Below are 25,294 nucleotides of genomic sequence, written 5' to 3' on the forward strand. Positions count from 1 at the left end.
CTTTTTTACTATTTCAGCTCTTTGAGCGCACTCTCAAAAGATTCAATGTCGGCAAAGCTTCGATAGACAGAGGCGAAACGAATATAAGCCACCTTATCCAGACGCTTCAGTTCACGCATTACCAACTCACCTACGCGTTCACTCGGAATTTCTTTTTCACCAAGGCTGAGTAACTTCTCCTCAATGCGGGCAATGGATTCATCCACTGAATCCGATGAGACTGGGCGCTTACGCAATGCCAGCTTAACCGAGCTCACTAACTTGTCATGACTATATTCAACACGGCTGCCGTTCTTCTTAACGATTGCTGGCAATACCAACTCAACACGCTCATAGGTCGTAAAGCGTTTATCGCATTTAGCGCAACGGCGGCGGCGGCGAATGGTATCGCCTTCGTCCGATACCCGGGTATCTAGTACCTGGGTATCGTCGTTATGGCAAAAAGGGCAGCGCAATGAAGGTCTTCTTTACTGTTGAGTTTGAGTAATGGCTTAGCCGTAAACCGGGAAGCGTTTTGTGAGTTCAGCTACTTGAGCACGAACCTTGGCGATATTGTTAGCATCATTTGGATTATCTAAGACATCCGCAATGAAATTACCAACCTGACGCGCCTCAGCTTCTTTAAAGCCACGCGTTGTCATTGCTGGAGAACCCAAACGAATACCGCTCGTTACCATTGGCTTTTCTGGATCGTTTGGAATGCCGTTCTTGTTGCAAGTAATGTGCGCTTCACCCAATACACGCTCAGCCTCTTTACCAGTCATCTTCTTGGCACGGAGATCCACCAACATCACGTGAGAATCTGTACCACCAGATACGATGCGCAGGCCGCGCTCGATCAATGTCTCAGCTAAAGCTTTGGCATTAGCGACTACTTGTTTTTGATAATCAATAAAGCTAGGCTCTTGTGCCTCTTTAAATGCTGCAGCTTTACCAGCAATTACATGCATCAAAGGACCACCTTGCAAGCCTGGGAATACCGCAGAGTTAATTGCTTTCTCATGCTCGGCTTTCATCAAGATGATGCCGCCACGTGGACCACGTAAGCTCTTGTGAGTAGTGGAAGTAACAATGTCAGCATGGGGCACTGGGTTTGGATATACACCAGCAGCTACTAAGCCAGCATAGTGCGCCATATCCACCATGAAAATCGCGCCCACTTCTTTGGCTAATTTACCGATGCGCTCGAAATCAATTTTTCTGGAATAAGCAGACGCACCAGCAATAATCAATTTTGGTTTGTGCTCACGAGCCAAACGTTCCATCTGCTCGTAATCGATCTCTTCGTTTTTATCCAAACCATAAGCGATCGGGTTAAACCACTTACCGCTCATGTTTAGAGCCATACCGTGAGTCAAGTGACCGCCTTCAGCCAAGCTCATCCCCATAAAGGTATCGCCAGGCTTTAAGAAGGCCAAGAATACTGCTTGGTTAGCAGATGCGCCGCAATGGGGCTGCACGTTAGCCGCTTCAGCACCAAACAAGGCCTTAACGCGATCAATCGCCAATTGCTCAGCAACGTCCACAAACTCGCAACCACCGTAATAACGCTTGCCTGGATAGCCTTCAGCATACTTATTGGTCAGCTGAGAGCCCTGTGCCTGCATTACTGCTGGGGAGGTGTAGTTCTCAGAAGCGATGAGCTCAATATGGTCTTCTTGACGCTTATTTTCATTCTGAATTGCTGCCCACAACTCTGGGTCGGTTTTGGCTAAAGTGTTTTGGCGGTCAAACATGGTGATAATCCTAATGAAGTTGGATTGCTGAGTTAATTAACTTAGTAAAATCAACCTACATCATACAAAATCCACCATGACACCTACTCAAGACCTCTCATTCCTCTCCCTAGTCCTTAATGCCAGCCTATTAGTCCAGTTGGTAATGTTGTTATTACTAGGGATGTCCGTAGCCTCCTGGACCATTATTTTCAAGAAAACCGCCATTCTGCGAGGCGTAAGACGCGATACCGAGCGTTTTGAGCGTGACTTTTGGTCTGGCGGAGACCTGAATACCCTTTTAGATGCCGCTCAGCGTAATACCCGTAGCGATGCCGTTTTGGAGCATATCTTTGAAGCTGGCATGCAGGAGTTCATGAAAGTTCGTGAAATCGATGCCGCTCGCCGCGCCATGAAAGCCACCTACCAACGAGAAATGGATGCCCTGGAAGCCAATTTGCCATTCTTGGCATCGGTAGGCTCAGTTTCTCCTTATATCGGCCTGTTTGGTACGGTTTGGGGAATCATGCATGCCTTCCGCGGCTTAGCTAACGTTCAAAACGCCACGCTGGCAGCTGTAGCCCCCGGTATTGCAGAGGCACTAGTTGCTACTGCGATTGGCTTGTTTGCCGCGATTCCTGCGGTGGTTGCCTACAACCGCGCTGCCACTGATGTAGATCGCCTCTCCATCCGCTTTGAGACTTTTATTGAAGAATTCACCAACATCTTGCAACGTCAAGCTGCAGGTAAATGAGCATGGCCGGATCACTCAGAAAATCTTCTAAACGTCGGGCCATGTCCGACATCAATGTGGTGCCTTACATCGACGTGATGCTGGTGCTGCTTGTGATCTTCATGGTAACCGCGCCCATGGTCAATCCAGGCGTTGTCAATCTTCCGACTGTTGGTGGCGCAAAAGTGCAATCTTTGCCGCCAGTCTTTTTAACCATCGATGCCAATGAGAATGTCATTGTGCGCAAAGATGGCGATCCCGTGCAGACGCTAAATAAGTTTGAACTAGGTGCGTTTGCCAGATCACAAGCAGAAAAGTCAGCCGAGCAACCCGTTGTGCTGGCTGCAGATAAATCCATTAAATATGAAGTAGTGATGGATGTCATGTCTAAGCTCAAAGAAAATGGTGTGAAGCGTGTTGGTCTTGCCGTGAAGAGTCAGTAAGCCTCTTTGTCTTTTATTCATGAATAGCGCGCAAACTTTTCACTCTACCTTTTCTAGAGGTCGTCTAACAGCAAATGAAAGTACGAAGCGTGCTTTCAGTTTCTCGCTTGCTGCCCACTTAGGCTTGCTCGCATTTTTGGTAATTGGAATTAGCTGGAATAACTCCACCCCCTCAGGCGTTGAAGTGGAGTTGTGGGATGCCAGTCAACAGGTGGAAACCCCTGTCGTGCCAGAACTCAAAACAGAAATGAAAGAGGAAGCGGCTGACATCGCCATTAAGAAAAAGAAGGTGGAAAAAGAGCCTCCTAAAAAAGAGGTGAAAGAAACGCCTAAGCCAGTTACTCCCGTCAAACCTACTCCACCCAAGGAGAAGGAAAAAGAAAAGCCCAAGAAAGCCGAAGCTCCGAAAGCAACATCTCCCGCAGAGACAAAGGCCAATGCTGCAGCCGAAAAAGTCCGCGCAGATCAGTTAGCGCGTTTGCGAGCAGCTGCTGGTGCTGAAGGCGGTAGTGGAGGCACGAGTGGCAGCGGTGTTGGCGGTGGCGGCAATGCGCCCCCTGGCTGGACAGATAAAGTTGTCAAAAAAGTGAAGCCTCTGATTGTGTTTAACCCAGAGTCTATTAGTGGTAATCCTGCGGCAGTCGTTAAAGTGAACCTCGCACCCGATGGCGCAATCTTAAGCACTGATCTCATCACCTCTAGCGGCAACGCTGGCTGGGACCGTGCAGTATTGCTGGCACTAACCCGTGCGGAGAGTCTGCCAAAAGACGACAATGGAAAAATTCCTCAAAGAGAAGTTAAGCTGACCTTTAAACCCAAGGACTAATGCATGTTGCCAGTAGCTAAAAAGTATTTTTTATCAGCGGTATCCGTATTCGTAGTGATGCTATCAATCACTGGATTGAGCACACCTGCTGTAGCGCAAATGAATATTGAAATTACTGGTGTCGGTCAGTCCCTTTATCCCATCGCGGTGATGCGCTTTAAGGACGAGAACAAACTCCCCACCAGCGTTACCGAAATCATTCGCCAAGACTTAGCGCGTAGTGGCTACTTTAAAAATACCGAAAATGGCAATGCGAGTGAAAGTGATGAAGGTACTCCAAACTATAAATCCTGGGCAGCCCGCGGAGCGGATGCCTTGGTTGTGGGATCAGTTGTTCAAACAAGCGCTTCCCAATTTGAGATTCGCTACAAGCTTTTTGATGTTCGTAAATCAGAAAGTCTGGGCGGTTTAAATCTCAATTCCAGCGCTGACAACTTGCGCGCAGCAGCTCACAAAATTGCTGATGACATCATTTACAAATTACTGGGTGAGCGCGGCATCTTCTCGACACGGCTCTCTTATGTAATTAAGGAAGGTAAACGTTATCGCCTCGTCATTTCTGATGCGGATGGTCAGAATATTCGCAATGCCATGAACAGCGGCGAACCGATTATTTCTCCATCTTGGTCACCAGACGGTAAAAAAGTAGCTTATGTATCTTTTGAAGATCGTAAGCCCGTGATCTATGTTCACGAGCTCGCTACCGGTCGTCGTATTTCCCTCTCCAATCAAAAGGGCAATAACAGCGCTCCTGCGTGGTCACCAGACGGTAAAAGATTGGCTGTCTCACTCTCCAAGGATGGCAATACCCAGATCTATGGCATCAATGCAGATGGCAGTGGACTTCACCGCCTCACCCGTGGTCGTACGATTGATACGGAGCCACAATATTCAGCTGATGGTCGTTACATCTACTTCACCAGTGATCGTGGTGGCAATCCACAAATCTATCGCATGAGCGCTGAAGGCGAGCAGGTAGAAGGCGCCAAGCGTATTACCTATAAGCAAGGTTTTGTGACTTCTCCACGCATCTCACCAGATGGCAAGTATCTAGCCTATATCGCCAATATTGGCGGAGCGTTCCGTCTTTATATCCTGAACTTGGCAACCGGCGACTCACAGGCCTTAACTGATGGCACGAGTGATGAATCCCCTTCTTTTGCTGCGAATGGACGCTATGTGCTCTACTCCACCAAGGTCGGCGGCAAGCGGGTATTGGCAGCAGTCTCTGTAGACGGCAACTCCAAACAGGTATTAAGTATTCCAGGATCTGATGTGCGTCAGCCATCCTGGGGTCCGTTTATGGACTAAGGGGCTGCCCTTAGGCATCCGACTCCAACGCAAACTGTTTCTGGCTAAATAGCCAATATTGGGCTCTTGGGGGCATAATATTGGCTATTAGCTTATTTAGTCACTTAGTTTGTAGGAAAAAGGACAGATCATGAAGATTTCTATCGCACGCCGTGCCGCAACACTCACTCTTGTAGGCGCAACCGCCCTCCTCTTGGCAGCTTGCTCAAGCGTCAAATTGGATGATGTTGATGGCGCCAATGGTGGTGGCAGTGGTAACTTTGGCTCACAGCCATGGAATGATCCAAGCAGCCCGTTATTCCAACGCAGCGTGTACTTTGATTTCAATGAATACACCGTTCAAACTAAATACCAAAAACAACTTTCTGCTCATGCAAGCTTCTTGAAAGCCAACCCAAAGCAGAAGATCATTATTCAAGGCAATACCGATGAACGCGGCACAGCTGAATACAACTTGGCCTTAGGCCAACGTCGTTCAGATGCAGTGCGTAAGTCACTTAATTTAATGGGCGTATCTGACGATCAAATGGAAGCGGTAAGCTTTGGTAAAGAGAAGCCAAAAGCTGAAGGTGATAACGAAGCCGCCTGGGCCGAGAATCGCCGCGCTGATATTGTGTACATCACAAACTAATGTTCATGCGTAAGCCAAATCACTGTTTCAAACAAACGCTCTCACGAGCGTTTTGTTTAAGCGCTGCCGCCATTTGCCTTGGAATGTCCAGTAGTGCTTGGGCGCTCTTTGCGGATGATGATGCTCGCAAAGCTATTCTGGATTTACGAAAGTCCCTAGCAACAACGCAAATGGACTTACAAAATCAAATTGAGAAACTCAAAGCTGATAATGCAGAGTTACGCGGCAAGGTAGAGACCCTTGAGAAGCAAGGGGAAGATATCAGCACCAGCCAAAAGACTTACTACCAAGATCTCGATTCGCGCTTGGGTAATTTTGAGCCCCGTACAGCCACAGTTGAAGGCGTAAGCGGCACAGTGCAACCTGGCGAGAAAAAAGCGTATGACGATGCCTTAAAAGCATTTCAGGCGGGCAACCTCAAGAAAGCTGATGAAGGTTTTTCAGCTTTTGTTAATCGATACCCGAAGAGCCCCTACGCACCACTCGCACTCTTTTGGAGTGGCAATAGCAAATACGCTAATAAGGACTACACCGGCGCTATCGCTCAATTACAAAGCCTCATTAAGCGCTACCCAAATCATCCACGCATTCCATCTGCGCTGTTAACGCTGGGTAATGCGCAATTGGAAAGTGGCAACAAAGCAGCCGCCAAGAAAACATTTGCTGAGATTATTAGCAAATACCCAGATACTGAAGCAGCTAAGGATGCTCAGCAACTGAACGCTGCAATCAAGTAAGTTCTGTCTGTCATGTCTTCTCTATCGGCCGCATTTCAGAATATCGCCCCGCGCAAACCAAATGCGCCCGCTGTTATTTTGTTCTCTGGCGGCTTAGATTCAAGTACGATTCTCGCGCTAGCTAAAGATCTCGGTTACGCCCCCTATGTTTTGTCAGTAAGTTATGGGCAACGCCACTCCTCGGAGTTAGCAGCAGCAAAACATATTGCTAAGAAGATGGGCGTGATTCGTCACGAGGTAGTGAATTTAGATCTCACGCGCTTTGGCGGCTCCGCACTCACAGACTCAACTATTGATGTGCCCATTACGCCCGGCAAAGATCAAGAGATTCCGGTGACTTATGTACCCGCGCGCAACACAATTCTGCTTTCGCTAGCATTAGGCTGGGCAGAATCATTGGGTGGTCTTGATATTTTTTATGGCGCCAATGCAGTCGATTACTCCGGCTATCCGGACTGCCGCCCAGAATATGTTGCCTCATTTGAAACGATGGCCAACCTGGCGACTAAGGCTGGTGTAGAGGCGCTAAACAATGAAAATCGCTTTCGAGTGCACGCTCCCATTATTAGTATGAGTAAAGCAGAAATCATTCAACTAGGAACCACGTTAGGCGTGGATTACTCGCAAACAGTTTCTTGCTACCAAGCCAATGATTTAGGTGAGGCTTGTGGTGAATGTGAGTCCTGTCGCTTAAGACAGGTAGGCTTTAAAAAAGCCAATCTGAGCGACCCAACGCGCTATCAGAAAAAGTAATTTAAATTACTTGGACTGCGTTTCTAGCATTCTCGCAACATAACGCGCAATTAAATCAATCTCTAGATTAACTGCATCACCTTTCTTGAGATTACCCAATGTGGTGTTCTCAAGGGTGTGCGGAATAATGTTGATATCTACGACACAAGCATTTTGACTGTCTTGTGTTTTATTGACTGTCAGAGAAGCACCATTTACAACAATGGAGCCCTTATAAGCCAAGAATGGCGCCAATTCCTTGGGGGCTTCGATCTGCAATAACCAGGATCCGTAAGGATCTTGTGCCACAGTAGCAAAGTGGGCTACTTTACCAACGCCATCCACATGACCGCTAACAAGATGCCCGCCTAGGCGATCATTAAGGCGTAGTGCTTTTTCTAAGTTGACTGGACCAACCTGATCTAAACCAACAGTCTTATTCAGGGACTCACGTGAGATATCCAAAGCAAATGTATTGTGAGTTAATTCCGTTGCGGTCATGCAAGCGCCCTGAATGGCAATGCTATCCCCCAAGACAACATCCTCAAGATAGCCAGCAGGCACCTCAACTACCAAGTACATGCCATCGCCCTTGACTTGAGCGCTCTGAATTTGGCCAACGGCAGTAATAATTCCAGTAAACATAGTGAGATCTTAAAAAAGTTTTGTAATTTTCTTGGGTCGTTACTTCTTGTTTTTTATTTCTTGCCGAGACGCAGGCGAAGATCGGGGCCAAATAGACTTTGATCGATGAATTGCCAATCTTGACGTTGATCCAAAGCCGTCAATGGGGAAATGTTAGCCATGCCGATACCATCGCCCATCAAGAATGGTGCGTAATACAACAAAAGCTCATCAACGCAATCCTCCCTAAGCAAGGAGCCATTGAGCTTAAAGCCTGCTTCAACATGGATTTCATTCATATGGCGCTCTTGTGCCAAGTAGTTGAATAGCTTGGGTAAATCTACTTTGCCATGAGCATTCGCCATGACAAGCACTTCAGCACCAAGAGCCTCGAATGCTTTTACTTTTTCTTGCGCTTGGGCAGAGTCCAAAGAGGCGCAAACCAGGATTACACCAGATTGATCAAGATTGCTAAATACCTTGGAATTGAGCGGAGTCTCCAACTTAGAGTCGACAATAATTTTCCAAGGCTGGCGTTCGGTCTTCACATCCCTGACATTCAGTGTTGGATCATCCTCTTTAACCGTCCCTACACCCGTCAAAATAGCGCAAGCTTGGGCACGCCAATGATGACCATCCGCTCTTGCGAGCGGCCCAGTAATCCACTGGCTTTGGCCATTCGGCAAAGCGGTCTTGCCATCCAAGCTTGCGGCAATCTTTAGTCGCACCCAAGGCAAGCCGCGCTTCATACGAGAAACAAATCCCAGATTGAGAGCATGGGCTTCGGATTCCAACAAGCCACAGCGCACATCGATACCAGCGGCCTTTAATCGCTCCAAGCCTTTGCCGCTCACCAAGGGGTTTGGATCCAACATTGCCGCAATTACCATTGCAGGCTTGGCAGCAATCAAGGCATCAACGCAAGGGGGGGTTCTGCCTGTGTGGTTGCAGGGCTCCAAGGTCACATAAACCGTGGATCCTGCAGGATCAAATCCCTGCGACCGCGCATGAGCTAGAGCCTGTACCTCTGCATGGGCGCCACCTACCCTTTGGGTGTAGCCACGGCCAATCACCTGACCCTCTTTCACAATGACGCAACCCACCCGGGGGTTCGGATTGGAAAGATAGAGGGCTTTTTGAGCTTCGGCCAAGGCCTCACTCATCAATTGATGGTCAACAGCGGTATACATGGGTCTATTAAAACCGATTGTGGGTACTAGCGCCAAATTTACCTAGTCTCGCCCGCCCCGACTTACCTCCGGCTAGCCTGAGGGAAACTCATCTACAGGCCTTCAAGTCTCTGTTGGGGTCACAAATGCGCCAGCGACCACCACTGCTCAAGATAAGCTGCCGCTCCAGCCGATCATCACGCTCATGACCCAAGATCAAGCGATTGGCAACAAAACCGCCTTGAGCCGTTTTAGCAGCTCCAGCAGCATTAAATGCAATCCCTCTTTTTGAAGAATGGGGGTCAATAAATTGCTTACCCCCACCCTTGAAATAGACTGGGTAAATGTCACCTTGAGAAAACCAGATTCGCTCCTCGCAAGCCAACTTTGGTTTGATCTGCATACAGGCACTCTTCACTACCCAACCCTCATCCCATAGCCTGCCATGCAAAGGAGTAATGCGGACAACATGTCCCAAAGCTAAAGCCTGTCCACGAGCGAACTGTGCATGAGCAATAAATCGCCTGGCAATAGTCTCGATTTCTCGAGCTGCTATTTGTTGATGAACAAGCGGCATCGTGATCGTTGCCAGGACAGCCGCTATGAGAACAACAGCCATTAGTTCTAGCAAACTGCTGCCGCATTCTCGATCAACGATCGGAGTGAGCTTATTCAAATTGCTGACGCCAATTTAAGCGCGTAGCTATATTTGTTTTTTCATTTAAATGCACCAGAATTTCTATCTTAGGATGCTCCATTGTCGAGATCAACCAAAGCTGCTTTCCCACTGACTGAATGTGGCAAGAGTGACTCTCTAGTCTGGCGATATGGGTGAGGTGGCTCTCGCATTCATGCAACATTTTCTCCGCAGCAATAAATCGTTTGCCAGCATCAACAGCAGTAATCACACTTATTACCTCTAGCGCAGTCATACGCTCCAAGCAGACAATCAAGGAAGATAACAAGGTCAATAGTGATAAAACCCAAGCAATAATCACAATAGATTGCGCGCAGCAAAAGTGCGCTCGAAAGTCTGGTGAATCAAGGCACCATCAGTCATCTCCAGCCTTACCTTGAATGCTCGACCACCCACCTCTTCAATGCCAAGACGATGGACGCCATTCATGAGGGTGGTATTTTGCAAACGGCCCTGTCGATCAAGTGATTGGCAAATCAAAGAGCCACCATTGACTCGCTGACCTTTGGTGGCCGATGCTTGCCTATCAACCAAAAATCCCTGAACTGCTAAATTCTTTTTTGTTCGGTCTGCCGTTAGTACATTACCAATGCAATCCAAATCAGTGCCTTCAGATAATTGATGTTTTACCGTCAATGCATCTGATTCTCTAAACCCAATACGCTTTTGAATTTGAAAAAACTCAGCATGAGATGATTTCTTTTTCTCGCCCTGCAAAAAGGTAGATCGATTCCGATAGCCAGCCATCCGAATCGATCTGCCGATTAATTCCAAAGCCCGATCTGCATCTTGAGCGAGTGCTTGGGTTTTCTCATAGGCAATTTGCCTTGCGATGAACTCCCCACTATTTCTAATTAATGGGGCGAGTAATGTGATTGAGATCGCGATTGCGACGAGACACTCGAGCAGATTCATTTATGGGTGGATGAGATTGTTGAAGCGCAGATTGATGCAATTCATGTTGATCTAGCTCTCGATATATTTGTAGACGTTTGTTTTGCTCCAGACCCAAACGCAACACTAGGGTCTGATAGGCATTTCCCAAGCCAATCCAGGTGATTGCTACCAGGCTCATCGCGACCAATACCTCCATCAAGATGAAGCCATTCTTTTTATAAGTTGGGGTAGGAATAACTTGGGAGAAATACATATCTAGGCCGTCCTTCTGGAGCGCCCTCCATTTTCCAGAGAGAATGTTGCCGAAAACATGCCTTAGATAGATCTTCACCGTCAGAAATGGTAGATATTGAGCCTAAGCCTGGGTAAGCACCCCCAAAACGCCTCCTCAGCTTAAAATAGAGGGCTATGCAAAATACCCTCGCCCCTACAGAAGAAATCGTTGCTGAGCTCAAAGCCGGCAGGATGGTTATCTTGGTTGATGAAGAAGATCGTGAGAATGAAGGCGACTTGGTACTGGCTGCCGACCATGTCACAGCAGAAGCCGTCAACTTCATGGCGAAGCATGGTCGTGGACTTATTTGCCTTACGTTGACACGTGAGCGCTGCCAACAGCTCAATCTCCCTTTAATGGTGAGAGATAACGGCACCTCCATGGGCACCAATTTCACAGTCTCCATCGAGGCAGCTAGCGGGGTCACTACTGGCATCTCAGCTGCAGATCGTGCTCACACTATTAAAACGGCAGTTGCTTCGCATGCAAAACCGAATGATCTTGTTCAGCCTGGGCATATCTTTCCGTTAATGGCGCAACCTGGCGGCGTCTTAATTCGCTCCGGTCATACAGAAGCTGGCTGTGATTTAGCGGCAATGGCTGGTTGCTCGCCTACTGCTGTGATTTGCGAAATCATGAAAGATGATGGCAGCATGGCACGCTTGCCAGATCTACTGGAATTTGCCAAAGAACATCAATTAAAAATTGGTAGCATTGCCGATCTCATCAAATATCGCAGCCAACATGAGAGCATTGTGGTGCGCGAAGGTACCCGTGAGTTCAATACTCCCTGGGGGAAATTCCAAGGCGTGATTTATCGCGACACACCAAGCTCCTGCATCCATCTTGCCTTGATTCATGGTGAGCCCTCTGAGACTCAAGAAACACTCGTGCGAGTTCATGAGCCAGTCACCGTCTTAGATTTTTTAGATGCGAATGTCAGTACCCACTCATGGCCTCTTGCTCAGGCGCTGAAAAAACTGGCTGAGGCTCCTACAGGTGTTGCAGTCCTTCTCAATGCCTCAGGTATCGCAGCACCAAACGATGCAGACTGGCTTGCACAGTTCCATAAACTCAATGGAACTCAAACTGAAGAAGCGGTCAAACCATTAGCCCGTAAAACAGATTTTCGAAGCTATGGCATAGGCGCACAAATCTTGAAAGATCTTGGTGTTGGAAAAATGCGTTTGCTTGCCAACCCAAGTCCCGTGCCGAATCTATCGGGCTACAAGCTTGAAGTCACCGGCTACACACCATTTGAACCAAAATAATTCGCATCCAAAGATCATCATGAACACATCAAATAATGAACAAGCCGTTGGCGTATTAGCAGCTGATTTAAACGGGCAAGATCTCCGCGTTGGTATTGTGCAAGCCCGCTTTAATGAAGAGCATTGTGTTGCGCTGACTACCGCCTGCATTGAAGAATTAATCAAACTGGGCGTATCCCAATCTGACATCAAGTTAGTGACTGTGCCAGGCGCATTAGAGATTCCCTTTGCACTTCAAAAGCTAGTGGAGACTGGTGAATTTGATGGTCTAGTAGCGCTGGGAGCGGTGATTCGTGGTGAAACATATCACTTTGAACTTGTCTCCAATGAATCTGCCGCTGGTATCACCCGCATCTCTATTGATTCCGGTCTACCAATTGCTAATGGTGTACTTACTTGTGAGACAGACGAACAAGCCGCAGTGCGCGTTCAAGTCAAAGGTGCCGACTGCGCTAAAGCTGTAGTTGAAATGGCCAATCTTGCGCTAGCACTGACTCCCGATATTGATTTTGAGATCAATTCGCCACAAGAGTAATTCTTTCGATAAAGCACATGACTAAAAATACTCCGACCTCACCAGCTGCTGCAAACATAGCTGCTAACAGCCCCACCAGTAGCGCACCTAAACGCTCGTTGACGCCACGTCGTCGCGCCCGTGAATACGCACTGCAAGGCGTTTACCAAAGTCTCGTGATGCGTCGTGCAGGTAGCCTACCTAATGCAGCAGCAATTGCGAAACAACTGGCTGAGGATCCTGGCTTTCGTCGTTGCCAGCTGGATTTGTTTCAAGGGATCTTTACAGGCGTCCTCGAGCACACTGATGAGTTAGAAGGCCTCATCACTCCAGCCCTTGATCGCCCGATCAATGAACTCTCCCCAGTAGAGCATGCGGCCCTACTCATTGGTACCTATGAACTAGCAATGGATTTAGCAGTGCCATACAAAGTGGCCATCAATGAAGCGGTAGAGCTAGCCAAGACATTTGGTGGTACCGATGGGCACAAGTACGTCAACGGCGTACTGGATCTATTGGCTCAAAAATTACGTGCTACGGAAATTCAGGCGGGTTAAGGAAACTACCTAAAGCCTAGGACTGGGCGAAGCCCTTAAATCCTCTAACCCCTGTACTCATTGAGTCAGGGGTTTTTATTTCCCTAAAAATACCCGCTTCCACGACAAGATGCCCTAGAAGGATAAAATCAATTTACTAATACAGTGAACCTTGAGCTGTAATGAAAACATTGATGTTGGAGACCGCCCCATGCAAAAAGTAGATATTCGCAAATTATTAAAAGACCCCAGCCTATTTAAGGAAGCGGCCTTTATTAATGGGCAATGGATCAAGGCGAGTTCCGGAACATCTTTTGATGTTACAAACCCCGCAACGGGCGAACTGATTGCGCAAGTGAGCAATCTTGAACCCAAAGATGCTGAGCTCGCTATTCAAGCTGCTGAGAATGCATTTCCGGGATGGAAAAGTAAAACTGGTAAAGAGCGCGCCAATATCATGCGTACGTGGTTTGATTTAATCATTGCCAATACACAAGATCTCGCCACCCTGATGACACTTGAGCAAGGGAAGCCACTCGTCGAAGCTAGCGGTGAAGTCGCATACGGCGCCTCTTTTGTTGAATGGTTTGCGGAAGAGGCAAAGCGAGTGGCGGGATCTCTACCCAGCACCACCTGGAGCGATAAACGCATGATTGTGATGAAGCAGCCGATTGGGGTGTGTGTTGCGATTACACCTTGGAATTTCCCAATCGCCATGATTACTCGCAAGATTGCCCCTGCCATGGCAGCAGGTTGCACTATTGTGATTAAGCCTGCAGAGCTAACACCCTTATCCGCGCTGGCCTTGGCTGAACTGGCACAGCGTGCCGGCGTTCCAGATGGTGTCATCAACATTCTGACGGCTGATGCCGATCAATCGATTGCCATAGGCAAAACCCTTTGTGAATCGCCTGTTGTGCGCCACCTATCATTTACCGGATCGACTGAAGTGGGTCGAATCTTAATGGCGCAGTGTGCACCGACCGTCAAAAAATTAGCCCTTGAACTTGGTGGTCACGCTCCCTTCATCGTATTTGAGGATGCGGATATTGATGCGGCAGTCTCTGGTGCCATGGCCTCTAAATATCGCAATTCAGGACAAACCTGTGTGTGTGCCAACCGCTTCTATGTGCACAAAAATGTACAAAATGAGTTTGTAGAAAAATTTGCCAAGGCTATCAAAGTAATCAAACCGGGCAATGGCATGGAAGTAGGAGTTACCCAAGGACCACTGATTGAGCAGGCCGCTCTAGAGAAGGTCGAAAGGCATGTAGCTGATGCTATCAGCAAGGGCGCAAAGCTCATTGCTGGTGGCAAGCCATCTCCTTTAGGCGGCACCTTCTACGAGCCTACTATTTTGTCGAATGTCACCAGTGACATGCTTATTACCTATGAAGAAACTTTTGGCCCAGTTGCCCCTATTATTCCATTTGATAGCGATGAAGAAGCTATTCGACTGGCAAATAATAGCCAGTTTGGCCTAGCCTCATATTTCTATAGCAGAGATATCGGACGAATCTGGAAAGCAGCTGAAGCGCTCGAGTACGGGATTGTGGGTGTGAACTCGGGAATTATTTCCAATGAAGTCGGTCCATTTGGCGGCGTCAAGCAATCCGGACTTGGACGAGAAGGTAGCGTCTATGGAATGGATGAGTACTTAGAATTGAAATATGTTTGCTTAGGCCTATAAAACAGGATCAAAAGAATAAATAAAGCCGCTCAATAGCGGCTTTATTTTTAATTGAAGCTCACCTAGATACCGCCTTATTTTTTCTTGTAAACCAAATCCCACACTCCGTGCCCCAACTTCAGGCCACGGTTTTCAAACTTAGTAATCGGTCGATAATCTGGTCTCTCAACGTATCCCACTTGCTTGGAGTTCAACTGATCCAGAGTGGGTTTAAATTCTTTACTAGAGTCGCCCTCTTTTGCCGCATCATCAGCACTAAAGGTTTCTATTTGTATATGCTCTGCGGAAGCGCTCAACAATGTTGATTCACTGTTTAAGACTAATAACATTTGCTCAGCATAGTTATGCCAGTCTGTAGCAAGATGCAGATAGGCTCCTGGCTTTAAGCGCGAGATTAGTAGCTTTACAAATTCGGCCTGAATCAGTCTGCGCTTATGGTGACGCTTCTTGTGCCAAGGATCTGCAAAATAAATATGAATTCCATCTAGCGAGTTGGGCGCAATCATTTTTTCAAGCACCTCAACTGCGTCATGTCGAATCAGCCTCAGGTTGGTAAGGCTATTTTCACCAATCAACTTAAGAAGAGCGCCGACTCCGGGGGGGTGTACCTCGATTGCTAGAAAATCATCTTCGGTTCTTAGGGCTGCAATTTTGGCGGTAGTCTCGCCCATTCCAAAGCCAATCTCTAAGATCTTGGGATTTTTAGATCCGCCAAAAGCGGAATCTAAGTTCAAAGTTTTTTCTTCGAATGGAATTAAAAACTGGGGGCCCAATTCGTCAATTGCACGCTGTTGCCCAGCAGTTGTTCTACCCGCCCTTAAAACGAAAGAGCGAATTCGATCAAATCGCTTATCTAAATTGTTCGAATGCTCTACCGTCAACTTAAGCAACTACCTTCTTAAAGTAAGCAATCGTCTCTTTCAGGCCATCTTCCAAATTCACCTTAGGTTGCCAACCAAGCTTAGCCTTAGCTAAATCGATATTCGGTTGACGCTGCTTAGGATCATCAGAAGGCAATGGTTGATGAATGATCTTGGACTTGCTACCAGATAGCTTCAGAATGGTCTCAGCCAACTGCAGCATTGTGAACTCACCTGGATTGCCAATATTGACTGGGCCAGTAAACCCTTGCTCAGAGTTCATCATTTTGACCATGGCATCAATTAAGTCATCAACATAGCAAAAGCTGCGAGTTTGCTGACCATCACCATAAATGGTGATGTCTTTACCTTGTAAAGCCTGAACAATGAAGTTGCTCACCACTCGCCCATCATTGGGGTGCATGCGGGGACCGTAGGTATTAAAGATGCGCACGACTTTGATATCGAGGTTGTGCTGGCGGTTGTAATCAAAAAAGAGGGTTTCTGCACAGCGCTTACCCTCGTCATAGCAAGAACGTATACCAATCGGATTAACTTTGCCCCAATAGGCTTCTGGCTGAGGATGCACTTCAGGGTCACCGTAGACCTCGCTAGTGGAGGCCTGCAAAATTCTAGCTCTGGTTCTCTTGGCTAGGCCGAGCATATTAATTGCCCCATGCACACTCGTCTTAGTTGTTTGCACAGGATCGTATTGGTAATGCACAGGTGAGGCTGGGCAGGCTAAGTTATAAATCTGGTTGGTTTCTACATAGAGTGGGAATGTCACATCGTGACGCATCAACTCTAATTTGGGATTAGCCAAAAGATGTTCTAGATTGGCTTTAGAGCCTGTGAAGTAGTTATCCACTACCAAGACATCATTACCTTCTTTAAGCAACTTTTCAGTCAGGTGGGAACCTAAAAAACCTGCGCCACCAGTGATGAGGATTTTGTTCATATCTATATTTTATTAAAGTAAGTTACTTCGGAAAAGGTGTATTCCAGCCAGCTGATCGGTAAGCATAAACCACCTCGCTCAATACGATAGATAGCGAAGTCATAAATGAGATCAATCCAAGTACAAAAGTCCAAATGACATAAGTGGCTTGTAGTGATCGTACGGCGCCAGCCTGAAAGAAAAATAGTTCTAAGACGGTTAAAGATATAAAAACACCACTCAACACATCAAAGAAAATTGCTGCGGTACATAAGCGACCACGGGTCTTTGCCTCATCAGCTTCTTTTTTCATGTGACTCAAAATAGCTTGATCTTTTATGTCTCCAGTTTGGATCTGATGCTGAATCGAACGCATACGATCAACTGACCTGGCTAGGCGCGCTGATATTGCATTGATGAGTGTTGCAACTGCCGTCAATAAAAACACTGGGGCAAGTGCCAGCTGAATATTATTGGTAATTGCGTCTATTGATACGTCCATCAGAAATCCAGTCGATCTTTATTTATATTCGTGAGAGGTCTCAATGAGACCAGGCAACTAAACCACTATAAGCGCTTAACAATACCAGTGCACCAAAGATAATGCGATACCAGGCAAAGGGGATGAAGTTGTGGCCAGCGACGTAATGAATCAACCAGCGGACACAAATAAATGCCGAAATAAATGCCGAAATAAATCCGACCCCAATCGCCCAAGTAAAGTCCCCAGACAACGAAACCGGATTCTTCCAAAGCTTCAGTAATTCATAAGCAGTAGCACCGCCAATTACAGGGATTGCTAAAAAGAAAGAAAACTCTGTAGCTACTGCGCGTGGGAGACCAAAGAGCATACCTCCAATAATGGTGGCCCCAGAACGTGAAGTTCCTGGGATTAAAGCTGCGCACTGCGCAATACCTACCTTTAAGGCATCCATCGCCGTGAGGTCATCAACCGACTGAATATATTGCTTTTTAGCTATTACATTTTTTTGCTTGTGCTCTGCCCAGAAAATAATAAGCGCACCTACAATAAAAGCGCTAGCAACAGGAATGGGGGCAAATAGGACTGCTTTAATATGCTTACCAAAGATAAATGCCAGGCCCATCGCAGGAATAGAGGCAATAAATAAGTTGATGACAAATCGACGTGAGATGGCGCTGGTCTTGATAGTAGAAGCCACCTTCCAAAGCTTTTCCCGAAATTCCCAGCAAACTGCCAAAATGGCCCCAAACTGAATAATCACTTCAAAGGCTTTGCCCCGCTCGTCATTAAAGTCGAGCAAGTCACCCACTAAAATCAAGTGTCCAGTACTAGAGATTGGCAAAAACTCCGTTAAGCCCTCTACCACTCCAAGTATTAAGGCTTTGCCCAGCAAAATTAGATCCATAGCCGTAATTTTATAGATAGATCGAGGCTGGGCGAGGATTTGGCAAAATAAGGGTCAATTAAGGCTTTTTACCCAAATAAGCCTTAAACTTCATGGCACATAAAAATGTATCTGAATGAGATGACCCCGCCCCGCTTTCGCCTTTCTAAACTCAGCACCTTAGGCTTAATCCTAAGCCAGGCGCTCGGGCTATCCATCATCTCATCCAGCCCTTTTGCGCAAAGTGCTAATGGGGCAAAGCCGTCCCTCCCTACACCCATGAACACTCAGTCTTTGCTGGGTCTCGATATGCCGCCGCAAATGGTGATTGCTCCAAAACCAGCAATTCCGAGTAACGCCGCACCCTCAAACCTTGATGGGAATAACGCCAATCTCGGACAAGCTTCCGATCTGATTCGTCTATATCAAGAAGCGGCATTTAGCGACCCCGTCTTAAATGCAGCTCGCTTCAACTATCAAGCAAGCAAAGAGCTCTACTGGCAGGGTCTATCACTCTTACTGCCGCAGGCCAACGCAGTACCGGGCGGCACACGCTACTATCAACACACTGCTGGTAACGCACCTCCAGGAGCTGTAACAGGATCTCGCGTATATGACCAAAAGAACTATACGGTTACGCTAACGCAGCCTGTATTCAATATGGCTGCTCTTGAGGCATTTAAACAGGGTGATCTCAATACCAAAATTGCAGATATGCGCTTTTACTTAGCGCAACAAGATTTAATTATTCGAGTCTCACAAGCGTATTTTGATGCGCTTACTAGTCAAGATAATGTTGCACTCTATCGCAATAAAAAAAGTTTGATCAAACAGCAACTCGAAATTGCACAAGCCAAATTTGATGCAGGCCTTGCAACGATTGTGGATGTGAATACTGCACAAGCAGCACTTGATCTCGCCAACTCCCAAGAAATTGCAGCGCAGGCAGATCTGGTTGTGAAGCGAGGCGTACTGGAGCAATTGGTGGGTCGCCCAGTTGGTCCATTAAAGCCCTTAGTTAAGGAAGCAAAGATCGATGGGGTCTTAAAAGATCCTCGCTCGAAGAGTAAGGATAGCAATGGCATTCCGATTGCGGAAAGCGTTAACCCTCAGCTGCCAAAAGGTCAGACTTTAGAGGATTGGATATTGCAGGCAGAAACTGCTAACTTCAATGTATTGGCTGGCCAGCTATCGGTCAACTTAGCTGAGAGCTCCTACAGAGCATCGCAAGCGTTGAACTATCCTTCGGTTAACTTTGTAGGCACAGCTGGATACAACACCTCCAATGGAACATCCAACAGCCTAACGCCGGCACAAACTAATATTTATAACAACACGCTTGCATTGCAGATGACTATTCCTTTGGTCTCAGGCGGATTTAATAGTTCAGTAATTCGTCAAAATGCAGCATTGCTCGATGCTGCTAAAGCGAACTTCGACAATGCCCGCCGGACTGCTGCTCAAAATACACGCGCTGCCTTTACTGGCTTTTACGGTGGCTTAGCTAGCGTGAAAGCCTATGAGGCTGCAGAACGCTCATCAAGCTCAGCGCTAGAATCCAGCAAACTCGGCTTCCAGGTTGGGACATTAATCAATATTGATGTACTGATCGCATTGGATACCCTAATTACCACTCGCTCACAATTACAGCAGGCACGCTACAACACCATTCTCAATGCCATTAGATTGAAAGCGCATGCCGCAGCGCTATCAGATGAAGATCTGATAGCCATTAACACTCTGCTTCGTTAAATAAAAATTTAAGCCTGTTGTAAAAGCTTGAGAGAGGCATCAAGAACTTCTTGAGTACTAGGAGGACTTTGCATGTCACCCAGATTAGCAATGCGGTCCGACCAATAGCCTTCAGTCTTCCATTGCGGTGAATCGCAATATATCTCTACTGTTGGTCTATCCAACACTGCCGCTAAATGGGTAAGGCCAGTATCAACGCCAATGGTTAAAGCCGCACTAGCAATCACGGAAAAGGCATCCTCAATAGAGAATGCGGGCGGCACCAATGCTCCTGGAATCTGCGAAGCCAACAATTCACTAACCGCTCTCTCCGCGGAATTTCCCCAAGGGAATGCCACGTGATAGCCGCGAGTAGATAGATTCTTACCGAGAGCAATCCACTGGTCATTGCCCCAACGCTTAGCCTCACGAGCAGTTGAATGAAAGCAAAGCACATATGGGCTCTTTAAGCCCTGAACGGCACTTTGCGGAATACCATCAACAAACTCTTGGGGATAAAACTGCGGGGCAACACTTCGATGCAGCAAAGGCCAATCCAAAGCCGAGGACATTACCCAACGCGAACGGTCAACCGCATGACATTGGAATGGCACCTGCACACACTGGTTGTAAAACGATCTCGCAATGGGCTCATACCCCGAATACTCAGTTGCATTGGCAAGCCCAGCAATCACTGCGTGTGGACTCTTTTTAGCTAGGGAGCAAACCATGGCGGACTTGAGTAAACCTTGGGTTTCTATAAGGTAGTCGTATTGCACTGCCTGCAATTGATTTTTGAACGCAAAAAATTGCTTCCAGGTACTTACTTCAAAAATCCGCTTTTTCCAACGTCGGAGACCAAACGGGATAATTCGGTCAATTCCTTTGAAGCCTGGTTTAGTGAGCAAGGGTTCCAATAAATGAACATAGCCCTCCTCCACCACCCAATCAATTTGCGCATCCGGTAGGCGCGCTCGCAAATCCCAAACAATTGGTAAGTTATGCAGCACATCTCCCAACGAAGATAGCTTCACTAATAATATTTTGGGAGATTTACTAGAAGTGCTCATTAAAACTTAGGCACCTGTTCCCAAGTCAGCCCTACTGCATCCTTTGCATTCAGACTAGGAGCGATCCCAGCGGGTAAAGGCCACTCAATTCCAACGCTAGGATCATTCCAGGATAAGCACACCTCACTTTGTGGGTGATAGTAATCAGTGGTCTTATATAAAAACTCAGCAGTCTCAGATAACACTAGAAAACCATGAGCAAACCCAGGGGGTACCCAAAGTTGTTTGTGATTCTCCGCGCTTAATTCTAGACCCGCCCACTTGCCATATGTCGATGAATTTTTTCGCAAATCTACCGTTACATCAAACACACTTCCCGAAACGACACGAACTAATTTTCCTTGGATTTTTTCAGTTTGATAATGCAGTCCACGCAGAGTCCCTTTACGAGAAAAGGAATGGTTATCTTGCACAAACTTCACATCCAGTCCAGTTGCATCAAAAAAGTCTTGGGCGTTAAAGGACTCGGTAAACCAGCCACGCTCGTCACCAAAAACCTTTGGTTGAATAATTAATGCATCCGCTAGAGGTGCTTGGGTAGACAAAACCCTGGCCTGCTTGTCTAATGAAGTCATCATTTAATTCTTTTATGTGCCAATGAAATTAACTGAGTGCCGCTATTAATTTCATTCAGTACTTTAGTTAAATATTGGCCATAACTATTCTTACTGAGTTGAGCCGCAACCTTCTCAATCATTTCGGCGCCAACCCAACCTTGCCGATAAGCAATCTCCTCAGGGCAAGCAACCATCAAGCCTTGGCGCTTTTGCAGCGTTGCAATAAAGCCTGCCGCATCCAATAAGGAGTCATGCGTACCGGTATCTAGCCAAGCAAAGCCACGGCCCATAATTTCAACACTTAATTGGTCTTTTTCTAAATAGGCTCGGTTTACGTCGGTGATCTCCAACTCGCCACGTGCGCTCGGTTTAATTGAGCTAGCAATATCGCATACCTGATTGTCATAAAAATAGAGGCCTGTTACCGCGTAACTACTTTTTGGTTTTAGCGGCTTCTCTTCAATCGATACTGCTTTGTGCTGTTTATCAAATTCAACCACGCCGTAACGTTCTGGATCGGTGACGTGATATGCAAATACAGTTGCACCTTGTTCGCGTTCATCAGCATTTTCAAGACTCGATCCCAACTCATGTCCATAAAAAATGTTGTCACCCAAGACCAAGGCACTGGGATGATTATTGATAAAGCTTTTCCCCAGCGTGAATGCCTGAGCTAAACCATCTGGCGAAGGTTGAACGCAATACTCAATATTCAGCCCCCATTGAGAGCCGTCACCAAGCAGCTCCGTAAAGCGTGGGGTGTCATGTGGTGTTGATATCAACAAAATATCTCGAATACCTGCCAACATCAAAGTAGTTAACGGGTAATACACCATTGGCTTGTCATAAACCGGCATTAACTGCTTTGATACCGCCTGGGTAACTGGGTATAAGCGAGTTCCAGACCCGCCAGCCAAGATAATTCCTTTGCGATTTTTTACCATTTGCACCCTAAAACCTTAATTTGAATTCTGCGTTTTTAATCTGCCAATTGCTGCTGCACATAAGCAGTCACTTGCTTATCCCAGGGCGTATTCCAATGAGGTAATTTTGACACAAGATCCAAGCGCTCCAGCTCACTCTGAAGCTTGTTTGTAGCCAGGCGAGAATTCATTGGCCTGGGGGCTGGCGAAGGGTATTCAGAGGCTGGGATGGGTGCAATAGTCCCAGGGCTAGCCTGTAGATCTACCCCCATCTCTACTGCTGATTGCACCACCAATTGGGCCAATCCATGCCAATTGGTTTCCCCTGCTGGCACGGCATGATAGATACCAGAAGAAAATTGTTGATTAGCAAGACTCATTACCAATTGAGAGCCTACTTCTGCCAACCACTGTGCGCTAGTAGGCACACCAAATTGATCATTAATTACTCCTAGCTCAGTGCGCTCTTTTGCCAAGCGCAAGATAGTGCGAATAAAGTTTCCGCCATCGCCATAAACCCAACTCGTTCTTAGAATGGCATATTGACCAGCGCCGTTAGAAAAGGCTTGAACGATAGCGCGCTCTCCCGCTTCTTTGGATTTTCCGTAGACGCCCAAAGGATTAGCTAGATCCAACTCTGTATAAGAGCCCTGCTTTGTGCCATCAAATACATAGTCTGTTGAGAAATGTAGCAGTGTTGCGCCCTGCTGCGCAGCATATCTTGCCATTACCTCTGGCGCTGTTGCGTTAATTGCAAATGCCAACTCTGACTCTGACTCTGATTCAGCTTTATCTACCGCCGTATAAGCAGCAGCATTCACAATGACTTGGGGTTGAAACGATTGCACTAAATCACTGACTTGATGCGCATTGGTCAGATCACAATCAGCGCGCCCCACAAAGCGTATCGTGTCTTGATTAAATTGCCCAGCTTTGAGCTGCTCAGCAAAGGCTTTACCTAGCTGACCATCTTTCCCAAAAACCAGAATATTCATGATGTGAATTCGCTAGCTCTGATATTGCTTATCGAGCCACTCTCGATATGAGCCAGTGACAACACCATCAACCCATAGAGGATTATCTAAATACCATTGCACCGTCTTACGAATGCCGGTATCAAAAGTTTCAGCTGGACGCCAACCCAGTGCTTTCTCAACTTTGCTAGCATCAATCGCATAACGGCGATCATGACCAGGGCGATCTTTAACAAAAGTAATTTGTTCGGCATAAGTTTTACCATCAGCACGCGGCTTTAACTCATCCAATATTTTGCAGATAGTATTAACAACATCTAAGTTGGCTTTTTCATTCCAGCCACCAATGTTGTAAGTCTCACCTAATTCACCTTTAGCCAATACTTCACGGATCGCAGAGCAGTGGTCTCCGACATAGAGCCAGTCGCGAATCTGTTGACCATCACCATACACCGGCAAAGGCTTGCCATTCAAGGCATTAAGGATTACTAGCGGAATTAACTTCTCAGGAAAGTGATATGGGCCGTAGTTATTAGAACAATTGGTAGTCACAACCGGGAATCCGTAGGTATGGAACCAGGCGCGGACTAGGTGATCAGAGGCAGCCTTCGATGCTGAATACGGGCTATTAGGCTCGTACGGATTAGTTTCGCTAAAGGCTGGATCGGATGCAGATAATGACCCGTACACCTCATCAGTGGAGACATGATGAAAACGAAATTGCTCTTTTGCCGTGCCCTGCAGTCCACCCCAATATTCACGGGCACACTCTAGCAAATTGAAAGTGCCCACAATATTGGTTTGAATGAATTCAGCGGGTCCATGAATGGAGCGATCCACATGACTCTCGGCAGCAAAATTCACAATAGCGCGCGGGCGATGTTCTGCAAGTAATTTTGAGACTAGCGCTTTATCGCCAATATCACCATGAACAAAGATATGCCTAGAATCTTTTTGCAGAGATTGAAGGTTTGTGAGATTACCTGCATAGGTTAATTTATCTAAGTTCACCACGCCTTCTGCATTAGGTGAGGCGAGCCAATCTAAAACAAAATTTGCCCCGATAAACCCAGCGCCACCAGTTACTAAAATCATAAAATTATTCTTTCAATCTCGAAAAGAGGGGCGCTTAAGACTGCATCATCTTCAAATATCTATTAAAGCGTTTTTTGCCAAATGTCAGAATGCCTAATTTCTTAACTATCTTTAAGGCACCCCTAGGCTTGGGTAATTGAATCTCTTCAACAGTACCCCCGGGCGTCTTATCGCAATTCACTAGAGCGGGATTAATAAAAATACGAAATCCTTTATTTCGTAAATCCCTGTGAAAAGGAATGTGGTCCGCTACATCAATACCGCCAGCCTGATCATCAGTACCGGCATACCTACCAGATATAAATGCTTTGCGACTATAAATTCCAAGGCCACCAAAAGCGGAATCCACTTCAATTAAATCAGCACGCGGATCAATTGGAGACTGCTTACAACCTATTGCGATATCGAGTGCGCTCTGATGACCCAAAATATCCTCAAGGCGATGTTTTTGCTCCCAGCAATCCATTGGGTTCCAGTAAGGGTGGCTTAAGGCCCAAGTGTCGTAGTATTCGCCCAATTGATTAGCAGTCACCACATCCCATGGTTCATCGACTTCCCAGCACTGCGCAATTTTTTCTCGTGTAATGAGACCATTCATCCCATCCATATCAGCCATGGCAATGAAATCTACTTCCTGGTAATTAGGGTCATTCGCGACCGCATCAACAATGACATTTCTGCAATAAGCAATTCGGTCTGTTCTTTTGTGGAGTTTTTTACTTAATTCTCCAACGGTAATAAATGAAAAATTAGGCATTTTCTTGGAAAGCATGTCTAGCTTCACAAGGGTATCGTCGCTTGAATCACTTTCTACAGCCAGGCACAGGACATTCTTGAATTGGTCAAGGCTGGCCATTAATTTTTCTACCTCATTCTCGATTTGAGCGGAGACATTGCGCACTGGCCCAGCCAACAAAATTGTCGATTGAGAAATCGGCTTTCGTGAATTTTTTATTATATTTATTAATGACATAGGCTTA

At 46.7% G+C, this 25,294-nt stretch carries 30 protein-coding genes; 12 read left to right on the forward strand and 18 right to left on the reverse strand.

Annotated features, from left to right (window positions below; translation table 11 throughout):
• Window positions 1–8: 8 nt before the first annotated feature.
• Complete coding sequence (gene nrdR / locus ICN16_RS08060; RefSeq protein WP_015420459.1) at window positions 9–455, reverse strand: transcriptional regulator NrdR; 447 nt, start codon at window positions 453–455, stop codon at window positions 9–11.
• Between the two features lie 36 nt (window positions 456–491).
• The gene (gene glyA / locus ICN16_RS08065) at window positions 492–1,736 is read right to left on the reverse strand and encodes a serine hydroxymethyltransferase (protein ID WP_216136406.1); all 1,245 of its coding nucleotides are present in this window, start codon (window positions 1,734–1,736) and stop codon (window positions 492–494) included.
• A 76-nt stretch (window positions 1,737–1,812) separates the two neighbouring features.
• On the opposite strand from glyA, the gene tolQ reads away from it, so the two are divergent.
• The 7 genes from tolQ (at window position 1,813) to queC (ending at window position 7,149) form a co-directional block, all read left to right on the forward strand.
• The gene (tolQ, locus tag ICN16_RS08070) at window positions 1,813–2,469 is read left to right on the forward strand and encodes a protein TolQ (protein ID WP_216136409.1); all 657 of its coding nucleotides are present in this window, start codon (window positions 1,813–1,815) and stop codon (window positions 2,467–2,469) included.
• A gap of 2 nt (window positions 2,470–2,471) precedes the next feature.
• On the forward strand, window positions 2,472–2,891 hold the full coding sequence (locus tag ICN16_RS08075; RefSeq protein ID WP_216136889.1) for an ExbD/TolR family protein: 420 nt from the start codon (window positions 2,472–2,474) through the stop codon (window positions 2,889–2,891).
• 19 nt (window positions 2,892–2,910) lie between these two features.
• The gene (gene tolA, locus ICN16_RS08080) at window positions 2,911–3,717 is read left to right on the forward strand and encodes a cell envelope integrity protein TolA (RefSeq protein ID WP_216136412.1); all 807 of its coding nucleotides are present in this window, start codon (window positions 2,911–2,913) and stop codon (window positions 3,715–3,717) included.
• Between the two features lie 57 nt (window positions 3,718–3,774).
• Window positions 3,775–5,028, forward strand: a complete 1,254-nt coding sequence (gene tolB / locus ICN16_RS08085; RefSeq protein ID WP_216136891.1) for a Tol-Pal system beta propeller repeat protein TolB — start codon at window positions 3,775–3,777, stop codon at window positions 5,026–5,028.
• Between the two features lie 130 nt (window positions 5,029–5,158).
• Complete coding sequence (gene pal, locus ICN16_RS08090; RefSeq protein WP_216136415.1) at window positions 5,159–5,659, forward strand: peptidoglycan-associated lipoprotein Pal; 501 nt, start codon at window positions 5,159–5,161, stop codon at window positions 5,657–5,659.
• Window positions 5,660–5,664: 5 nt separating this feature from the next.
• Complete coding sequence (gene ybgF, locus ICN16_RS08095) at window positions 5,665–6,396, forward strand: tol-pal system protein YbgF (RefSeq protein ID WP_216136418.1); 732 nt, start codon at window positions 5,665–5,667, stop codon at window positions 6,394–6,396.
• A gap of 12 nt (window positions 6,397–6,408) precedes the next feature.
• Window positions 6,409–7,149, forward strand: a complete 741-nt coding sequence (gene queC, locus ICN16_RS08100; protein WP_216136420.1) for a 7-cyano-7-deazaguanine synthase QueC — start codon at window positions 6,409–6,411, stop codon at window positions 7,147–7,149.
• A gap of 6 nt (window positions 7,150–7,155) precedes the next feature.
• Here the strand turns inward: queC and ICN16_RS08105 are convergent, their stop codons facing one another.
• From ICN16_RS08105 to ICN16_RS08130, 6 genes are all read right to left on the reverse strand, one after another.
• Window positions 7,156–7,773: a riboflavin synthase gene (locus ICN16_RS08105; protein WP_216136421.1), complete on the reverse strand. Its 618-nt coding sequence runs from the start codon at window positions 7,771–7,773 to the stop codon at window positions 7,156–7,158.
• 53 nt (window positions 7,774–7,826) lie between these two features.
• A complete protein-coding gene (gene ribD / locus ICN16_RS08110; RefSeq protein ID WP_216136422.1) occupies window positions 7,827–8,942 on the reverse strand; it encodes a bifunctional diaminohydroxyphosphoribosylaminopyrimidine deaminase/5-amino-6-(5-phosphoribosylamino)uracil reductase RibD in 1,116 nt (371 codons plus the stop codon).
• A gap of 88 nt (window positions 8,943–9,030) precedes the next feature.
• Window positions 9,031–9,597: a GspH/FimT family pseudopilin gene (locus tag ICN16_RS08115; protein ID WP_255533698.1), complete on the reverse strand. Its 567-nt coding sequence runs from the start codon at window positions 9,595–9,597 to the stop codon at window positions 9,031–9,033.
• Window positions 9,590–9,919: a hypothetical protein gene (locus ICN16_RS08120; protein WP_216136423.1), complete on the reverse strand. Its 330-nt coding sequence runs from the start codon at window positions 9,917–9,919 to the stop codon at window positions 9,590–9,592. Before ICN16_RS08120 ends, ICN16_RS08115 begins: the two co-directional genes overlap by 8 nt.
• Entirely contained in the window at window positions 9,916–10,533 is a 618-nt protein-coding gene (locus ICN16_RS08125; RefSeq protein WP_216136424.1) for a hypothetical protein, read from the reverse strand. Before ICN16_RS08125 ends, ICN16_RS08120 begins: the two co-directional genes overlap by 4 nt.
• Window positions 10,469–10,846 (reverse strand): hypothetical protein, encoded by a 378-nt coding sequence (locus ICN16_RS08130; protein WP_216136425.1) that lies wholly within the window; start codon window positions 10,844–10,846, stop codon window positions 10,469–10,471. Before ICN16_RS08130 ends, ICN16_RS08125 begins: the two co-directional genes overlap by 65 nt.
• Window positions 10,847–10,923: 77 nt before the next feature.
• On the opposite strand from ICN16_RS08130, the gene ribBA reads away from it, so the two are divergent.
• From ribBA to ICN16_RS08150, 4 genes are all read left to right on the forward strand, one after another.
• Entirely contained in the window at window positions 10,924–12,060 is a 1,137-nt protein-coding gene (gene ribBA / locus ICN16_RS08135; RefSeq protein WP_216136427.1) for a bifunctional 3,4-dihydroxy-2-butanone-4-phosphate synthase/GTP cyclohydrolase II, read from the forward strand.
• A 19-nt stretch (window positions 12,061–12,079) separates the two neighbouring features.
• Window positions 12,080–12,595: a 6,7-dimethyl-8-ribityllumazine synthase gene (ribH, locus tag ICN16_RS08140; RefSeq protein ID WP_216136429.1), complete on the forward strand. Its 516-nt coding sequence runs from the start codon at window positions 12,080–12,082 to the stop codon at window positions 12,593–12,595.
• A 17-nt stretch (window positions 12,596–12,612) separates the two neighbouring features.
• Window positions 12,613–13,131, forward strand: coding sequence for a transcription antitermination factor NusB (gene nusB / locus ICN16_RS08145; protein ID WP_255533699.1), 519 nt, complete (start codon window positions 12,613–12,615; stop codon window positions 13,129–13,131).
• A 190-nt stretch (window positions 13,132–13,321) separates the two neighbouring features.
• Window positions 13,322–14,800: an NAD-dependent succinate-semialdehyde dehydrogenase gene (locus ICN16_RS08150; RefSeq protein WP_216136431.1), complete on the forward strand. Its 1,479-nt coding sequence runs from the start codon at window positions 13,322–13,324 to the stop codon at window positions 14,798–14,800.
• A gap of 74 nt (window positions 14,801–14,874) precedes the next feature.
• Here the strand turns inward: ICN16_RS08150 and trmB are convergent, their stop codons facing one another.
• The 4 genes from trmB to ICN16_RS08170 are packed head-to-tail and all read right to left on the reverse strand — an operon-like array spanning window position 14,875 to window position 17,985.
• Window positions 14,875–15,690, reverse strand: coding sequence for a tRNA (guanosine(46)-N7)-methyltransferase TrmB (gene trmB / locus ICN16_RS08155; protein ID WP_370625620.1), 816 nt, complete (start codon window positions 15,688–15,690; stop codon window positions 14,875–14,877).
• On the reverse strand, window positions 15,683–16,618 hold the full coding sequence (locus ICN16_RS08160; RefSeq protein WP_216136432.1) for a UDP-glucuronic acid decarboxylase family protein: 936 nt from the start codon (window positions 16,616–16,618) through the stop codon (window positions 15,683–15,685). The genes trmB and ICN16_RS08160 overlap by 8 nt, the downstream gene beginning before the upstream one ends.
• 22 nt (window positions 16,619–16,640) lie before the next feature.
• Complete coding sequence (locus ICN16_RS08165) at window positions 16,641–17,099, reverse strand: DUF2721 domain-containing protein (RefSeq protein ID WP_216136434.1); 459 nt, start codon at window positions 17,097–17,099, stop codon at window positions 16,641–16,643.
• Window positions 17,100–17,139: 40 nt separating this feature from the next.
• Window positions 17,140–17,985: an undecaprenyl-diphosphate phosphatase gene (locus ICN16_RS08170; protein ID WP_216136436.1), complete on the reverse strand. Its 846-nt coding sequence runs from the start codon at window positions 17,983–17,985 to the stop codon at window positions 17,140–17,142.
• 258 nt (window positions 17,986–18,243) lie between these two features.
• Between ICN16_RS08170 and ICN16_RS08175 the strand changes: the two genes are divergently transcribed.
• Window positions 18,244–19,716, forward strand: coding sequence for a TolC family protein (locus ICN16_RS08175; RefSeq protein WP_255533700.1), 1,473 nt, complete (start codon window positions 18,244–18,246; stop codon window positions 19,714–19,716).
• Window positions 19,717–19,724: 8 nt separating this feature from the next.
• Here ICN16_RS08175 and waaC read toward each other — a convergent pair whose 3' ends face one another.
• From waaC to ICN16_RS08205, 6 genes are read right to left on the reverse strand one after another with little or no spacing between them, the layout of a single operon-like run.
• Complete coding sequence (gene waaC / locus ICN16_RS08180) at window positions 19,725–20,729, reverse strand: lipopolysaccharide heptosyltransferase I (protein WP_370625621.1); 1,005 nt, start codon at window positions 20,727–20,729, stop codon at window positions 19,725–19,727.
• A 35-nt stretch (window positions 20,730–20,764) separates the two neighbouring features.
• A complete protein-coding gene (gene rfbC / locus ICN16_RS08185) occupies window positions 20,765–21,343 on the reverse strand; it encodes a dTDP-4-dehydrorhamnose 3,5-epimerase (RefSeq protein WP_370625622.1) in 579 nt (192 codons plus the stop codon).
• Entirely contained in the window at window positions 21,340–22,266 is a 927-nt protein-coding gene (gene rfbA, locus ICN16_RS08190; protein WP_216136901.1) for a glucose-1-phosphate thymidylyltransferase RfbA, read from the reverse strand. The genes rfbC and rfbA overlap by 4 nt, the downstream gene beginning before the upstream one ends.
• Before the next feature lie 35 nt (window positions 22,267–22,301).
• Complete coding sequence (rfbD, locus tag ICN16_RS08195; RefSeq protein ID WP_216136443.1) at window positions 22,302–23,240, reverse strand: dTDP-4-dehydrorhamnose reductase; 939 nt, start codon at window positions 23,238–23,240, stop codon at window positions 22,302–22,304.
• A 12-nt stretch (window positions 23,241–23,252) separates the two neighbouring features.
• A complete protein-coding gene (gene rfbB, locus ICN16_RS08200; RefSeq protein WP_216136446.1) occupies window positions 23,253–24,314 on the reverse strand; it encodes a dTDP-glucose 4,6-dehydratase in 1,062 nt (353 codons plus the stop codon).
• Window positions 24,315–24,348: 34 nt separating this feature from the next.
• Complete coding sequence (locus ICN16_RS08205) at window positions 24,349–25,287, reverse strand: hypothetical protein (protein ID WP_216136449.1); 939 nt, start codon at window positions 25,285–25,287, stop codon at window positions 24,349–24,351.
• Window positions 25,288–25,294 lie beyond the last annotated feature (7 nt).

The sequence above is a fragment of the Polynucleobacter sp. es-MAR-4 genome, from assembly GCF_018882055.1.
Lineage (GTDB): Bacteria > Pseudomonadota > Gammaproteobacteria > Burkholderiales > Burkholderiaceae > Polynucleobacter.